The organism is Donghicola eburneus (assembly GCF_900115865.1).
Classification (GTDB): Bacteria; Pseudomonadota; Alphaproteobacteria; order Rhodobacterales; family Rhodobacteraceae; genus Donghicola; species Donghicola eburneus.
This window is the reverse complement of record NZ_FOXY01000008.1, coordinates 16,158-31,342: the sequence shown is the minus strand read 5'-3', so window position 1 is coordinate 31,342 and position 15,185 is coordinate 16,158. Positions and strand designations below refer to the sequence as shown.

Genomic DNA, 15,185 nt, shown 5'->3' with positions numbered 1-15,185 from the left:
GGACAAAAGCCCCGCAGCACATGAAAGGTTCCCTATCGCTTAACCTTTTCAGCAAAAATTTCATTAGCCAAGAGCTCAATCACGCCATCACGATCCTGTCGGTTGGCTGAAAAAATGCAATAATTCGGGTGACATCACCGATTTGACGCAGCACTGTCTGTTCCATGTTTGATGCCGCCTTACGTCCCTTGATCGACCCCACTTTGAACCGCTTGGGAGCCCAGATGGCGCGGGCTGGCCTTAGCGCGAACGCGGTTACGCTGGTCGGACTGGCATTGGGCCTTGGTGCGGCTGGGACAATCGCCACAGGGCACGTGGGCTGGGGACTGGCACTGATGCTGGCGAGCCGATTGGCTGACGGGCTGGATGGTGCCATCGCCCGCGCGACGCGAAAGACCGACTTTGGCGGCTATCTGGATATCACCTGTGACTTTCTATTCTACGGCGCAATTCCTCTGGGGTTCGTTATCCTAGACCCCGCTTCGAACGCGCTGGCTGGGGCCTTCTTGCTGACCAGCTTCTACTTCAATGGGGCAAGTTTTCTGGGCTATGCCATCCTTGCCGAAAAGCACCGGATGCACACGTCCGCCCGTGGCTCCAAATCTCTGTATTTTACCGGCGGCATCCTAGAAGGCGCAGAAACCATCGGCTTTTTTATCCTGATCTGCCTATGGCCTGTGCTGTTTGCCCCCGCGTCCTATGTCTTTGGCGCGCTGTGCTTTGTCACCGCCGTGTCTCGCATTCTGTTGGCCCGCCAAGTGTTCGGGTCTCCCGTCCAAGAGGAGGAAAAGATTTGATGAAACGCCTGACTGCGGCCTGCGCCGCGTCCCTGCTGGCCACAACGGCTTTTGCCCAACCCGATCCCACTGATTGGGATTCCGTCCTCGAAGAGGCGCGCGGGCAAACCGTGTACTGGAACGCATGGGGCGGCTCGACAACCACCAATGACTTTATCGCATGGGTCGGGGACCGCGTGGCCGAAGAGCATGGCGTCACTCTCAAGCACGTGAAACTCACCGACACTGCTGATGCCGTGGCCCGTGTTCTGGCCGAACAGCAGGCTGGCACAAACGAAGGCGGCGCAATCGACATCATCTGGATTAACGGTGAAAACTTCGCCTCGATGAAACGTCAGGACCTGCTCTTTGGCCCCTTTGCCGAAGACCTGCCAAATTGGCAGTACGTGGATACCGAGGGCAAGACTGTCCAGACCGACTTCACCATCCCGACCGAAGGCTATGAGAGCCCATGGGCCATGGCTCAGGTGGTTTTCATGTATGACACCGCCGATATCGACGCGCCTCTGCCATCGATGAACGCCATTCTGGAATGGTCCAAGTCCCATCCCGGTCGCTTCACCTACCCCCAGCCGCCTGATTTCCTAGGCGCGACTTTCCTCAAGCAGGCGCTGCTGGACTTGGTCGAGGACCCTGCCCCACTGATGGAGCCCGCAACCCCCGAGACCTTTGCCAAAGTGTCGGCGCCCGTTTGGGATTTCCTCGAAGAACTGACTCCGAACCTGTGGCGCAAGGGCGAGACCTATCCCCAAAGTGGCCCTCAGCAGATCCAACTGCTCAATGACGACGAGATTGATCTTGCGATCAGCTTCAGCCCGGGCGAGGCCTCGACCGCGATTTCGAACTTCGAACTGCCCGACACCGTACGGACGTTTGTTCTAGACAAGGGCACCTTGGGCAACGCGAGCTATCTGGCCATTCCCTACAACGCGAATGCGGCAGCAGGGGCGATGGTTGTCGCCAACTTCATTCTGTCGCCCGAAGCGCAGGCCCATGGTTTGGACCCGTTGAACTTGGGCTACGGCACGGTTCTGGACATGGACAAACTGTCTGACGATCAGAAAGCGGCCTTTGATGCGATCGATCTGGGTATCGCGACCCTGACACCCGCGGAACTCGGCACTGCTCTACCTGAACCCCACCCAAGCTGGATGGAGATGCTCGAAACCGAGTGGACCGCCCGCTACGGGGTCCAGTGACGCCAAGCCTGACATTGGTTCCCCGCCTGACGCTGGCCGCCTTGGTGCTGCCGGTCGGGGCGGGGCTATGGGGGGTGATCGCCCCCCTCTTGGGTCTGGTCCAGATCACCGGTGCCGACCCTACCGAGGCGATTGATGCCCTGCTCGCTTGGCCCGGCCTCGGGCCCTCCGCGCTGCTGAGCGTGACCACAGGCGTTTCTGCAACTCTGCTCGCGCTGTCCTTGGTCGTGCTGATCCTGTCCCAACTGCACGGCAGACCCGCACTTGCTTGGCTTCGCAGGTTACTCTCTCCGCTTCTGTCGGTACCCCATGCCGCCGCAGCCTTTGGTTTGGCATTTCTGATTGCGCCATCGGGCTGGGTGACACGGGTGTTCAGTCCTTGGTCTACCGGATGGGATCAACCGCCGGACCTGCTGATCCTGAATGATCCATGGGGCCTGACCTTGACCCTCGGCCTTGCTATCAAAGAGGCGCCCTTTTTATTGCTCATGAGCCTTGCGGCGCTGGGACAAACTCGGGCCGACCAGTCGATCCTGATTGCACGGGCGCTGGGACACAGTGCCTCTGGCGCTTGGCTCAAAACGGTTTTTCCTGCGATTTATGCACAAATTCGGCTGCCCGTATATGTGGTGCTGGCCTACTCCATGACGGCGGTTGATGTGGCGCTGATCCTAGGACCGACACGGCCAAGCACATTGTCCGTTCAAATCCTGCGGTGGATGTCCGATCCTGATCTGGCCTACCGCCTGCAAGGGGCGGCTGGGGCCTTGGTCCAACTGGCGCTTGTTGTGGGCGTCATGGCCCTGTGGCGGGCGGCTGAGCAAGCTGTCGCCACCTTGGGCAAAGCATGGATCACAGGTGGCAGTCGGAGTTCAGGGCTGGATCGATTGCGCCCGCTGGCCCGTGTTCTCGGGGGGCTGTCGTCCCTTGGGGTGCTACTGGGATTGGCTGGACTCGTGATTTGGTCCTTTGCCGGTCAGTGGCGCTATCCTGATGTGCTGCCGGACCAGATGACCCTGCGCAGTTGGCAGCGGTTCGCACCGCAACTGACCGATCCGCTGATGGAAACGGCACTGATTGCGCTGGCCAGCACTGGCATCGCCCTGATCCTGTGCATTGGCAGCCTAGAGGCCGAGACTCGACACAACCTGCGCCCCACAGGGCGCGCGATGGCCCTGCTGTACCTGCCGCTACTAATCCCGCAAATCGCGTTCTTGCCGGGGCTGCAGGTGCTCTTGCTGCAATCGGGGCTGACCTCGGGGCGCTGGGTGGTGGTTCTGTCCCATCTGGTTTTTGTGCTGCCCTATGTCTTCTTGTCGTTGTCCGATCCTTGGCGTGCATGGGATCGTCGATATGGCACCGTGGCCAGTGCGCTTGGGTCCAGCCCCGATGGCGTTCTGTTCCGTGTGCGCTTGCCGATGTTGCTGGCCCCCCTTCTGACGGCCGCAGCAATCGGGTGCGCGGTGTCCGTCGGGCAATACCTGCCCACCCTTCTCGCTGGCGGGGGGCGCGTGGCTACGATCACGACCGAAGCCGTCGCGCTGAGTTCAGGTGGGAACCGCCGTGCCATCGGGGTTTACGCCGTGGCTCAAACTCTTGCCGCGCTCATCCCCTTTGCAATCGCGCTTGGCCTGCCCAGACTGGTCCACCGCAACCGCCGTGCCTTGATACCGGAGACCCGATGACCACCGGACTGACCCTGAAATCCCTGCGCATTACCCGCGGCGAGACTGAGCTTCTGGCGATCGACACTGATGTGCCTTCGGGCGCGGTGCTGTCTGTCATGGGTCCCTCTGGTGCGGGCAAATCTACGCTGCTGGCTGCACTGACGGGCACGCTGGCCCCTGCGTTTCATCTCCAAGGACGCGTGATTCTGAACGGTCGCGATATCACGAACCTCCCGACCGAAGCGCGGCGCGTCGGCATTCTGTTTCAGGACGACCTACTATTTCCCCATTTGAGCGTCGGTCAAAATATGGCCTTTGGTTTGACCAAAGGGGGCACCCGCGCCGAGCGCCGAGCGAAAATCGAAACCGCGCTGACGGATGTGGGACTAGAGGGCTTCTTTGAGCGCGATCCGGCGACCTTGTCCGGCGGACAAAAGGCACGGGTCGCCCTGATGCGTATGCTGCTGAGTGCGCCAGAGGCGCTGCTACTGGACGAGGCGTTCGGTGGTCTGGATCCGGCCTTGCGCGAACACATACGGGCGCTGGTGTTTACCCGCGCCCGCACTTTGAATTTACCTGTGGTGATGGTGACCCACGACCCCGCCGATGCAGAGGCCGCGGACGGGCCCATCTTGAAAATCGGTTAGGCCGCGCTGCGCGGGTCCACCAGATTGCGCAGGATGTCATCTTTGGTGATCTGACCGATGATCTGCCCGTCCTTGATCACAGCCAGCGGAGTTTCGGTGCCCATGATGCGCTGCATCACGTCGCCCACCGGCATCCCTGCATCCACCTGATCGGTCGCCAGAGAGGTCGCCGGCGACATGATATCGCCCGCACGCAAAACACCCAGCGGGTTCATGTGCGCCACAAACTCGGTCACATAGTCGTCTGCAGGCTTCGAGAAGATCTCTTGCGGTGTGCCGCACTGGACGATCCGGCCGCCTTCCATGATCGCGATCCGGTTACCGATCTTGAACGCTTCGTCCAGATCGTGGCTCACGAAGATGATGGTACGGTTCAGCTTTTGCTGCAGCTCCAGCAATTCGTCCTGCAATTTGGCGCGGATCAGCGGATCAAGCGCACTGAAGGGTTCGTCCATGAGCAGGATTGGCGCGTCGGTCACGAACGCGCGGGCCAGACCCACACGCTGCTGCATGCCGCCTGACAGCTCGCCCACCTTGCGATCGGCCCACTGGGACAGGCCCACGAGGTCGAGTTGAGTTTCGACCTTGGAGTCGCGCTCGGCCTTGTCCATGCCGCCAAGTTCCAGACCCAGCTGCACATTTTCGCGCACGGTCCGCCAAGGCAGCAGACCAAACTGCTGAAAGACCATGGCGATCTGGCTCAGACGCATCCGGCGCAGGTTGGTTTTGTCTGCGTGGGTGATGTCGACCATCTGGTTGCCGTCATTGACCAGGACCGAGCCGCGCACGACAGGGTTCAGGGCATTCACAGCACGCAGCAGGGTCGATTTGCCCGAACCGGACAGCCCCATAAGCACCAGAATTTCACCGGTCCCAACCTCGAGCGAACAATTATGGACACCCAAGACCTGACCGCATTCCTGTTGGACGGTGCCGCGGTCGGCGCCCTTGTCCATCAGGGGCAGCGCGCTTTGGGGTTTGTCGCCAAAGACGATGGAGACGTTGTCGAATTTAACAGCCGTACTCATTTCTTTTCCCCTTTGCTCAGCATCCGATCCAGCATGATGGCGACGACCACGATGACAAAGCCAGACTCAAAGCCGAGCTTGGTGTTAACCTGATTCAGCGCGCGCACCACGGGCACGCCAAGGCCATCCGCACCAACCAGCGCAGCGACCACAACCATCGACAGCGACAGCATGATGGTCTGGTTCAGTCCCGCCATGATCTGCGGAAGGGCATAGGGAAGTTCGACCTTGTAGAGGACCTGATTGGGCGTTGCACCGAACGCTCGCGCCGCTTCAAGCAACTGCTGCGGGGTCGAGGAGACACCCAGATAGGTCAGTCGGATCGGCGCAGGCAGCACGAAGATCACAGTCGCAATCAGGCCCGGCACCATGCCGATGCCGAAAAAGACGATCGCGGGGATCAGGTAAACAAAGGTCGGAAGGGTCTGCATCAGGTCGAGCACCGGACGCAAATATGTGTAAACCTTGGGCTTGTGGGCGGCGAAAATCCCGATGGGTACGCCGACGGCCATACAGACCACACAGGCGGACATCACCAGCGTGATGCTTTCGGTGGTTTCCTCCCAGTAGTCCTGATTCAGGATGAACAGGAAGCCAGCGAAGACAAACGCACAGATTTTCCAGTTGCGCTGCAGGACCCATGTCAGGGCGACAAAGACCGCGATCACCACCAGCGGATGCGGGGTCTGAAGCAGCCACAGGATGGCATTGATCAGCCAGTCCATCGCATCGGACAGGCCTTCGAAAAAGAATTCGGCGTTGTCGCGCAGGAAGTCGAACACGACCTCGGCGCCTTCGCCTACCGGAATTTTGTTATCGGTTAACCAATCTAGCATCTATCACTCGTTCTCTGTTCGGAGGGACAACCTTGAGAAAGGGGCCCGGCATTGATCCGGGCCCCGATAGGTCGGTGATTAGAGGCCGAGGTGCGCTTTGACAGCAGCCACTGCGTCGCCACCGTCGATGGTGGTCACGCCTTCGAACCAAGGTTCGATTTCTGCGAAGTTTGCTTTCAGCCAGGTTTCGGTCGCATCATCTGCTTCTTCGCCGTCGTTCAGGATTTTGCCCATGACTTCGTTTTCCATGGCAAGGCTGAACTTCATGTTCTTGAGCAGCTGACCAACGTTCGGGCACTCGTCTGCGTAGCCGGTACGAGTGGTGGTGTAGACTACACCTTCACCGCCAAAGAAGTCTTCGCCGCCGGGCAGGTACTTCAGTTCGAAGTTTGCGTTCATGGGGTGGGGTTCCCAGCCCAGAAAAACAACATCTTCTTGGTCTTTGTAGTTACGCTCGACCATCGCCAACATGCCCTGCTCGGAGCTTTCGACGACTTCGAATTCACCCAGACCGTGGGTGTCATTCTCGGTCAGGCCGATCAGGTAGTCGTTGCCTTCGTTGCCGGGCTCGATCCCATAGATTTTGCCGTCCAGCGACTCTTCGAATTTCGCGATGTCACCATAGGACTGCAGGCCACGCTCCCAAGTGTAGGCAGGAACGGCCAGAGTATACTTGGTCCCCTCGAGGTTCACGACGAGCTGCTCGATCTCACCTTTGTCGAGGTAGGGCTGGATGGCGCCGGATTGCGCAGGGATCCAGTTGCCGAGGAACACGTCAACGTCGTCGCTTTCGAGCGAGGCAAAGGTCACGGGAACCGACAGAACCTTGGTGTCTACGTCGTAGCCCAGACCTTCGAGGATGTGAGTCGCGGTTGCGGTGGTGGTGGTGATGTCTGTCCAGCCCACGTCCGAGAAGGTCACTTCCGAGCAATCTGCGAATGCGGGCGAAGCGGCGATGACGGCCAGAGCAGAGATGGTTGCCTTGAATTTCATCTGTATTTTTCCCTGATTTGTTTGAGTGTGGTTTTGTTGATTGACTGATCAATAAAAATCTGGTCTCGGTGAGAGAGTCAACGAAAAACCCGAATTGACAGGGTTTTGTGGCGCATTGGACCAGTTTTTATGCGGTTTGCGAGGGGTTTGGAGTGCATTCCCATTTTGCAAGATCGCACTTACAACACGAGGAGGACACCGAGAGATGACCGAAACGAAACGGCCGAACATCCTGATTTTGATGGTAGACCAGCTCAATGGCACGCTCTTTCCGGATGGACCGGCAGACTTTCTGCACGCGCCCAACCTGAAAAAGCTGGCCGCGCGGTCCACGCGTTTCCGGAATTCTTATACGGCCTCTCCGTTGTGCGCACCTGGCCGCGCCTCCTTTATGTCCGGGCAGTTGCCTAGCGATACGGGTGTCTACGACAACGCCGCAGAATTCACATCATCAATCCCGACATACGCGCACCATTTGCGCCGTGCGGGGTATCAGACTTGTCTTTCGGGTAAAATGCACTTTGTCGGCCCTGACCAGATGCACGGCCTAGAAGAACGCCTGACCACCGACATCTACCCCGCCGATTTCGGCTGGACTCCGGACTACCGCAAACCCGGCGAGCGGATCGACTGGTGGTACCATAATATGGGCAGCGTTACCGGCGCGGGCGTGGCTGAGATCAGCAACCAGATGGAGTATGATGACGAGGTCGCCTACAACGCCACCCGCAAGATCTATGATCTGGGACGCGGTCTGGACGACCGTCCGTGGTGTCTGACCGTCAGCTTCACCCACCCGCACGACCCCTATGTGGCACGCAAGAAATACTGGGATCTGTACGAGGATTGCGAGCACCTGCTGCCCGAAGTCGGCGCAATCCCCTACGAAGAGCAGGACAACCACTCCAAGCGCATCTTCGACGCGAATGACTGGCGCAGCTTTGACATCACCGAAGACGACATCAAGCGCTCGCGCCGCGCCTATTTCGCCAACATCTCGTATCTGGACGACAAGATCGGCGGGATTCTCGAGGCATTGGACGGCACCCGCCAGACCGAGAACACCATCATTCTGTTCGTGTCAGACCACGGCGATATGCTCGGCGAGCGCGGGCTCTGGTTCAAAATGTCCTTCTACGAGGGCTCGTCCCGCGTGCCGATCATGATCGCCGCCCCGCAAATGGAACCTGGCCTCGTCACCGAGCCCGCCTCGAACATCGACATCTGCCCGACCGTTTGTGATCTGGCTGGCGTCAGCATGGAAGAGGTCATGCCGTGGACCACCGGCGAGTCACTGGTGCCCTATGGTCAGGGCCAAACCCGCGAAACCCCTGTCGCGATGGAGTACGCGGCCGAGGCTTCGTACGCTCCCATGGTCTGTCTGCGTCAGGGAAAATACAAGTTCACTCGCTGCACTCTGGACCCCGAGCAACTGTTCGATCTGGAAAAGGACCCGCACGAGCTGACCAATGTCGCTGGCGACCCCGAATACGCGGATGTACTGGCCGAATTCCAAGCCGAAGCCGACCGCCGCTGGGATTTGGAGCGCTTTGATGCGGATGTGCGTTTCAGTCAGGCGCGCCGCTGGGTGGTCTACGAATCTCTGCGGAACGGTGAATACTACCCTTGGGACTACCAGCCCCTGCAAAAGGCCTCGGAACGCTACATGCGCAACCACATGGACCTGAACGTCCTAGAGGAAAACAAACGCTTCCCCCGCGGCGAGTGACAAGCGATCTGCCAGCGGTGGCAAGCCGCTGGCCCTTGACCTTTGGTTTCAATCTGTTGGACCCTGCGGCATTCCCCGCGGGGTCTTTTCGTTTCACAAAGGTCAGCCATGTCTCCGGACCAGTTTCCATCGCCAGACACCTTGCGCGCCGATATCGGTGATGCGGCGTGGGTGGACGTGATGCAGGCTGTAGATCGGACCTATGCAGAACTGGTCGACTACCAGGAACAACTGGAAACGCGGAATGCCGAACTAGAGGCGCTGCGGACATTTCTGTCGTCGATCATGCATTCGATCAGTGATTATCTGGTGGTGACCGACACGGCCGATTGCATCGCAGACGCCAGCCGGTCGTTCTGCAAGGCCGTTGGACTGCCCGTGGAAAAGCTGGTCGGGCAGCCGATCGCGGGCTTCCTATCAGGGACCAGCAGCGCCGATCTAATGACCGCGATTTCGCGCACCATGGCGCAGCGGGCCGAGAAAACAGCCGAGGCTGAGCTCTCCACCACCATCGGACCGGAGCCTGTAGAATTCCGCGTCTCGCCCCGCTTGCGGGCGGGCCGCAAACGGGCGGGCGTGATCCTGACAGGCCGCCCCTTGGGCGAACTACGCCGCGCCTATTCAGAGCTGGAAACCAGCCACGAGGAACTGAAGCAGGCCCAGACCCAGCTGGTCCGCAATGAAAAGCTGGCCTCGTTGGGCCGCCTCTTGGCCGGAGTGGCGCACGAGTTGAACAACCCGATCAGCTTTGTCTACGCGAACACCCACGCGCTGGAGAAATACATCAACCGGTTCGAGACCTATTTTGACCGCGTGCAATCGGGGGCCTCTCGGGATGAATTGGTGACCCTGCGCGCCGACCTGAAGCTGGACCGCGACCTGCGCAATCTGCGCACCGCCATCAACGGCGCCCGCGACGGGGCGGAGCGGGTCAAGAACATCGTCGAAGACCTGCGCCGCCTGTCCGCCGAAGGGTCCGGTGAATTGCGCCCCACGGATCTGGTCCAGACCGCCCGTATTTCCGCCGACTGGGTCGAGCGCGGTAGCAAGAGCCATGTCAAAATCACCTTTAGCGGCGCCGAGCAGTGCATTGCCCACGCCCGAGGCGGCCACATTCAACAGGTCTTGATGAACTTGATCCAGAACGCCGTCGACGCCATGTCAGGCCAAGACGATGCCACGCTGGACATCGCCACCCGCTACGAGGACACCCGCGCGATTATCGAGGTTACTGACAACGGCCCCGGCATTCCCGACAGCGCCAAGGCCAAAATTTTCGACCCCTTCTTTACGACCAAAGAGGTCGGCCAAGGCACCGGTCTCGGGCTGTCGATCAGTCACAAGATCGCGGATGAACACGGGGGTGCGTTGGAATTGGTTCCGACCGACAGCGGCACATGTTTCCGGCTGACCCTGAATCGGGGAGATCAGACATGAATATCCTATGGCTCCAATCTGCGGGCTGCGGCGGCTGCACCATGTCCCTGCTCTGCGCCGAGGACCCCAACGTGCTGGACCTGCTCGAAGGGGCGGGTCTGAACCTGCTGTGGCACCCGTCCTTGTCCGAGGCCACAGGGGCCGAAGTGCGCCGGATGCTGGACGCGATTCTGGCGAGGGAGCAGCAGCTGGACATCCTGTGCGTCGAAGGCTCCATACTGCGCGGCCCCAACGGCACAGGCCGCTACCATATGCTTGCGGGCACGGGCCGCCCGATGATGGAGTGGGTCCGCGATCTGGCTGGCATCGCCAGCCACGTGGTCGCCGTGGGAACGTGCGCGGCCTACGGCGGTATGAGCTCGGCAGGCGAAAACCTGACCGACGCAGTGGGCTTGCAGTACGACGGCGGGCACGCGGGCGGTATCTTTTCCGCGACGTGGCGCAGCAACTCTGGTTTGCCGGTCGTGAACGTGGCGGGCTGCCCGACCCACCCTGACTGGGTCACAGAAACCCTGATGATGATCAAAGCAGGCGCGCTTACCCAAGATGCAATCGATGGCCTCGCCCGACCCCGTTTTTATGCAGACACCTTGGTCCACCACGCCTGCACCAAGAATGAGTTCTACGAATACAAAGCCAGCGCCGAACACCTTTGCGAAATGGGCTGTATGATGGAGCATCTTGGCTGCGTCGGCACCCAAGCGGTCGGTGACTGCAACACCCGAGGCTGGAACGGCGCGAACAGTTGTACGCGGGCAGGCTACCCCTGCATCAACTGCACCGCGCCCGAGTTCGAGGAACCGGGCCACGGCTTTACCGAAACCCCGAAATTCGCGGGCATCCCCGTGGGTCTGCCCACCGACATGCCCAAGGCGTGGTTCATGGCCCTTGCCAGCCTGTCCAAGGCCGCGACCCCGAAACGACTGGCCGAAAATGCAGTGTCCGACCGAGTTACTGTGCCGCCCACCTTGCGAAAGCCCAAACCATGACGACCCTGCTTGTTGGCCCCTTTAACCGTGTCGAAGGGGATCTGGAAATCCGGCTCGAGGTGCAGGACGGTCAGGTGTCGGCAGCCTATGCCAATTCGCCCCTGTTTCGTGGGTTTGAACGGATGATGGTCGGCAAAGGGCCCTTGGACGCGCTGACGATCACGCCGCGGATCTGCGGGATTTGCTCGATCAGCCAGTCCATGGCGGCTGCGGCTGCGCTGGCCGATCTGGCAGGTGTGCAGCCCGCGCCAGAGGGGGCCAAGGTCGCCGCCCTGCTCCATATGATCGAGAACGTCTCGGACCACATGGCGCATTTCAACCTGTTCTTCATGCCGGATTACGCCCGCACCGGATACGCGAGTGCAGACTGGCATGGGCATGTGTTGGAACGGTTCACGGCAGGCCAAGGCAGCGCCCTGCGCCGCGCGGTCGAGGCCCGCGCTGACCTGCTACACGTGGTTGGAATGCTCGGAGGGAAGTGGCCACACACCTTGGCAATCCAACCGGGCGGCGTGACCCGTGCGCCAACAACCCGCGACCTGATCCGCATCGGCGCGACCTTGCAGGCCTTCCGCCGATATCTGGAAGCCGAAACCTTTGGCGGGAAGCTCGAAGATTTCGCCGCGTTGAACAGTATCGAGGCGCTGGAAGCGTGGGACGGGGGCGATGCCGCCCTTTTCCTACGCGTCGGCAAGGCGACTGGCACAGGCGCGATGGGCCAAGGATCGGGCCGCTACATGTCATTCGGCGCTTACCCGTTGCCCGAGGGGCGCGTGTTTGACGCGGGCACTTGGGACAACGGCACCGAAGCGGCGGTCGATTTCAGTGCCATCCAAGAGGACATCAGCCACGCGTGGATGCTTGGTGATGCGGCGCATCCGACGCAGGGCGAAACAACCCCCGACGAGATGATGCGCGAAGAGGCCTATAGCTGGTGCAAAGCGCCGCGCCTCGCCGGTCGGACTTTTGAAACCGGCGCACTGGCGCGGCAGATCATCGTGGGCCACCCTTTGGCGCGGGCGCTGGCAGCAGAGGGTGGTGTGCGTGCACGGGTCATCGGGCGCTTGTTGGAAATGGCTCTGACCCAAATCGAGATGGAACGTCTGTTGCGCAGCATTCGTCCTGAAGAACGGTTCATGGATCAAATCGCATTACCAGCCGACGGCGCGGGTGTCGGCGTGGTCGAGGCCGCGCGGGGTGCTCTGGGCCACTGGATCAGCGTCGAGGATGGCGCGATCAGCAACTACCAGATCATCGCGCCGACCACGTGGAATTTCAGCCCCCGTGACAGCGCAGGCACCGCCGGTCCGGTCGAGTCCGCTTTGGTTGGCGCACCGGTCGCCGAGGGCGAAGATACGCCGCTTTCAGTCCAGCACATCGTCCGCAGTTTTGACCCCTGCATGGTCTGTACGGTTCATTGATGCAAGGTCTGCGCATCAGGGTGCGTGGTCAGGTCCAAGGAGTCGGCTTTCGACCCTTTGTCTGGACCTTGGCGCAGGGTTTAGGCGTGACGGGCCATGTGCTGAACGATCCCGAGGGCGTGCTGATCGAAGCCTATGGACCCGTTGCTTCCTTGCCCGATCTGATCCGCAGGAAAGCGCCGCCTTTGTCCCGCATTGATGCGATTGAGGTGTCAGAGATCACGGGCAAATCTCCCGCAGATTTTCGCATCATTGCGTCCAGCGGCACCGGGGCCGAAACCCGTGTGACACCAGATGCCGCGACATGCGACGCGTGTCTGGCAGAAATTCAAACCCCGACAGATCGCCGGTGTGGGTATGCTTTTGCGAACTGCACCCATTGCGGACCCCGCTACACGATCCTGCGGGCGCTACCCTACGACCGTGCGCAGACCACCATGGCAGAGTTCCCGATGTGCCCTGACTGTGCATCGGAATACGCCGACCCTGCGGACAGACGGTTTCACGCGCAGCCCATCGCCTGCCCCGTTTGCGGACCGCGCCTGTGGATCGAACCCGCACACGAGGACCCAATAGCCGAAGCCGCAGCCCGCCTGCGGCATGGGGAGATTTTGGCCATCAAAGGGCTTGGCGGGTTCCATCTGGCTTGCGATGCACGGAACGCAGGTGCCATCGCAAACCTGCGTCGGCGAAAGCACCGGCCCGCGAAACCCTTAGCTCTGATGGGGACGCTCGCGATGATCCGCCAGCATGCATCCCCGACAGAGGCAGAGGTCGCCCTCTTGTCAGATCCATCCGCGCCGATCGTGCTGCTGTCCAGCAACGGCACCCTGCCCGACGGCGTCGCCCCGAACCAAAGCACATACGGCTGGATGCTGCCTTACACCCCTCTGCATCACTTGCTGATTGAGGCCTTTGGCGGGCCTCTGGTGATGACCAGCGGGAACCTGTCGGGCGAGCCGCAGGTCATCGGCAATGATGAGGCACGCGAAAAACTGGCGCCCTTTGCCGATGCGTTCCTGATGCATGACCGCGATATTGCGCGGCGGCTGGATGACAGTGTCGAGCGGATCACCCCGCACGGCCCCATGATTTTACGGCGGGCACGGGGACACGTTCCGGGGACCTTGCCTCTACCAGAGGGGTTTGAGGATGCGCCGCAGGCTGTGGCCTATGGCGGGCAGATGAAAGCGGCGCTTTGCCTGATCAAGAACGGGCAAGCCCTGTTGGGCCACCATCTAGGAGAACTGGATGAGGCTCTAACGTGGGAGGCGTTCCAGCAGGCAGACCGCGATTATGCAGCGCTCTTTGATCACAAACCACAGGTCGTGGCAGTGGACCTGCACCCCGATTTCCGCGCCTCTCGACACGGAACCGCGCGGGCCGAGGCCGAGGGATTGATCCTGCAGGAAGTGCAGCATCACCACGCCCACCTCGCGACGTGTATGGGCGAAAACCTGTGGCCTCTGGATGGGTGCAAGGTCGCGGGGATCATACTGGACGGTTTGGGACTTGGACCGGACGGGACCGTCTGGGGCGGCGAAATCCTGCTGGGGGATTATCTTGGTTTCGAGAGGGCTGCGCATTTGTCACCCGCCCCGTTGGTTGGCGGCGATCGGGCGCAAGCAGAGCCTTGGCGGAATGCGTTGGCGCGACTGGATCAGGCGGGACTGTCTGATTGGGCGGATGACCTCTTTTCTGATGCGCCTAGAGACATGCTTCGGATGGCCGCGACGCGCGGGTTGAATGCGCCGATGTCTACCAGTGCGGGCCGCTTGTTCGATGCCGTGGCCGCATGTCTAGATATTTGTTCGGCGGGCCAGAGTTATGAAGGCGAGGCCGCGATGACCCTAGAAGCGCTCGCACTGAAGGCCCCGTCGCCTGACCCGCACCACGCCTATCACATGCCAGAAACGCCCAACGGCTTTGACGTGAGCCAGATGTTCAAAGCCATCCGCGCAGACCTAGGCAATCAAACCAGCATCCAGACCATCGCATGGCGCTTTCATGCTGGACTGGCGCAGACGTTTGCAACTGCGGCTGCGGCACTGGTCAAGGATGGTCAGGCCAAGGCCGTTGCCCTATCAGGCGGGTGCTTTCAGAACGCGCTGCTGCTTGATCTGACCCTTCGCGCGCTTGGCGACACACCGGTGCTGATCCACACCAAGACTCCGGCCAATGACGGCGGGCTGGCCTTGGGGCAAGCGCTGATTGCAGCGGCCCGCGCAAAGGCCACGCCGGAAAGTATGTAACCAACAGGGTGGAAAGCTGGCAGCATTCCATCCGAATGCACCCGCAGCACCAAGCCCAATAGTTACAGCAAGCCACTGATCTGACTGCGTTTTAAATGTGTGCCACCGGTGCACCCATTCGCTTTGATCGAAATCCTCACCTGTCCGACATTCAGACTAACGGAATGTATGCAATTGCATCCCGACGGAA

The 15,185-nt window shown here is 60.7% G+C and carries 12 protein-coding genes; 9 read left to right on the top strand and 3 right to left on the bottom strand.

Features of this window, described 5'->3' with window-relative positions; translation table 11 throughout:
• The first annotated feature begins 164 nt into the window (after positions 1–164).
• From BM225_RS14315 to BM225_RS14300, 4 genes are read left to right on the top strand one after another with little or no spacing between them, the layout of a single operon-like run.
• Complete coding sequence (locus tag BM225_RS14315; protein WP_072709531.1) at positions 165–797, top strand: CDP-alcohol phosphatidyltransferase family protein; 633 nt, start codon at positions 165–167, stop codon at positions 795–797.
• Complete coding sequence (locus BM225_RS14310; protein ID WP_072709529.1) at positions 797–1,996, top strand: ABC transporter substrate-binding protein; 1,200 nt, start codon at positions 797–799, stop codon at positions 1,994–1,996. Before BM225_RS14315 ends, BM225_RS14310 begins: the two co-directional genes overlap by 1 nt.
• Positions 1,993–3,681 (top strand): ABC transporter permease, encoded by a 1,689-nt coding sequence (locus BM225_RS14305; RefSeq protein ID WP_072709527.1) that lies wholly within the window; start codon positions 1,993–1,995, stop codon positions 3,679–3,681. Before BM225_RS14310 ends, BM225_RS14305 begins: the two co-directional genes overlap by 4 nt.
• Positions 3,678–4,310 carry an ATP-binding cassette domain-containing protein gene (locus tag BM225_RS14300; protein WP_072709525.1) on the top strand — a complete coding sequence of 211 codons (633 nt, stop codon included), beginning with the start codon at positions 3,678–3,680 and terminating at the stop codon, positions 4,308–4,310. Before BM225_RS14305 ends, BM225_RS14300 begins: the two co-directional genes overlap by 4 nt.
• On the opposite strand, the gene choV is transcribed toward BM225_RS14300, so the two are convergent.
• The 3 genes from choV to choX form a co-directional block, all read right to left on the bottom strand.
• Positions 4,307–5,338 (bottom strand): choline ABC transporter ATP-binding protein, encoded by a 1,032-nt coding sequence (choV, locus tag BM225_RS14295; protein ID WP_072709524.1) that lies wholly within the window; start codon positions 5,336–5,338, stop codon positions 4,307–4,309. The genes BM225_RS14300 and choV overlap by 4 nt on opposite strands.
• Positions 5,335–6,174 (bottom strand): choline ABC transporter permease subunit, encoded by an 840-nt coding sequence (gene choW / locus BM225_RS14290; RefSeq protein WP_072709522.1) that lies wholly within the window; start codon positions 6,172–6,174, stop codon positions 5,335–5,337. Before choW ends, choV begins: the two co-directional genes overlap by 4 nt.
• Before the next feature lie 78 nt (positions 6,175–6,252).
• Positions 6,253–7,167: a choline ABC transporter substrate-binding protein gene (gene choX / locus BM225_RS14285; protein ID WP_072709520.1), complete on the bottom strand. Its 915-nt coding sequence runs from the start codon at positions 7,165–7,167 to the stop codon at positions 6,253–6,255.
• 205 nt (positions 7,168–7,372) lie between these two features.
• On the opposite strand from choX, the gene betC reads away from it, so the two are divergent.
• From betC to hypF, 5 genes are all read left to right on the top strand, one after another.
• Positions 7,373–8,896: a choline-sulfatase gene (betC, locus tag BM225_RS14280; protein WP_072709518.1), complete on the top strand. Its 1,524-nt coding sequence runs from the start codon at positions 7,373–7,375 to the stop codon at positions 8,894–8,896.
• A gap of 108 nt (positions 8,897–9,004) precedes the next feature.
• Positions 9,005–10,333 carry a sensor histidine kinase gene (locus tag BM225_RS14275; RefSeq protein ID WP_072709516.1) on the top strand — a complete coding sequence of 443 codons (1,329 nt, stop codon included), beginning with the start codon at positions 9,005–9,007 and terminating at the stop codon, positions 10,331–10,333.
• On the top strand, positions 10,330–11,322 hold the full coding sequence (locus tag BM225_RS14270) for an NADH-quinone oxidoreductase subunit B family protein (protein WP_072709514.1): 993 nt from the start codon (positions 10,330–10,332) through the stop codon (positions 11,320–11,322). Before BM225_RS14275 ends, BM225_RS14270 begins: the two co-directional genes overlap by 4 nt.
• On the top strand, positions 11,319–12,743 hold the full coding sequence (locus tag BM225_RS14265; RefSeq protein WP_072709512.1) for a nickel-dependent hydrogenase large subunit: 1,425 nt from the start codon (positions 11,319–11,321) through the stop codon (positions 12,741–12,743). Before BM225_RS14270 ends, BM225_RS14265 begins: the two co-directional genes overlap by 4 nt.
• Entirely contained in the window at positions 12,743–14,995 is a 2,253-nt protein-coding gene (hypF, locus tag BM225_RS14260; protein ID WP_072709510.1) for a carbamoyltransferase HypF, read from the top strand. The genes BM225_RS14265 and hypF overlap by 1 nt, the downstream gene beginning before the upstream one ends.
• Positions 14,996–15,185: the final 190 nt, after the last annotated feature.

Coding starts and splice junctions, on each gene's coding strand:
- BM225_RS14315 (WP_072709531.1), top strand. CDS start 165: ATGTTTGATGCCGCCTTACGTCCCTTGATCGACCCCACTTTGAACCGC.
- BM225_RS14310 (WP_072709529.1), top strand. CDS start 797: ATGAAACGCCTGACTGCGGCCTGCGCCGCGTCCCTGCTGGCCACAACG.
- BM225_RS14300 (WP_072709525.1), top strand. CDS start 3,678: ATGACCACCGGACTGACCCTGAAATCCCTGCGCATTACCCGCGGCGAG.
- choV (WP_072709524.1), bottom strand. CDS start 5,338: ATGAGTACGGCTGTTAAATTCGACAACGTCTCCATCGTCTTTGGCGAC.
- choW (WP_072709522.1), bottom strand. CDS start 6,174: ATGCTAGATTGGTTAACCGATAACAAAATTCCGGTAGGCGAAGGCGCC.
- choX (WP_072709520.1), bottom strand. CDS start 7,167: ATGAAATTCAAGGCAACCATCTCTGCTCTGGCCGTCATCGCCGCTTCG.
- betC (WP_072709518.1), top strand. CDS start 7,373: ATGACCGAAACGAAACGGCCGAACATCCTGATTTTGATGGTAGACCAG.
- BM225_RS14275 (WP_072709516.1), top strand. CDS start 9,005: ATGTCTCCGGACCAGTTTCCATCGCCAGACACCTTGCGCGCCGATATC.
- BM225_RS14270 (WP_072709514.1), top strand. CDS start 10,330: ATGAATATCCTATGGCTCCAATCTGCGGGCTGCGGCGGCTGCACCATG.
- BM225_RS14265 (WP_072709512.1), top strand. CDS start 11,319: ATGACGACCCTGCTTGTTGGCCCCTTTAACCGTGTCGAAGGGGATCTG.
- hypF (WP_072709510.1), top strand. CDS start 12,743: ATGCAAGGTCTGCGCATCAGGGTGCGTGGTCAGGTCCAAGGAGTCGGC.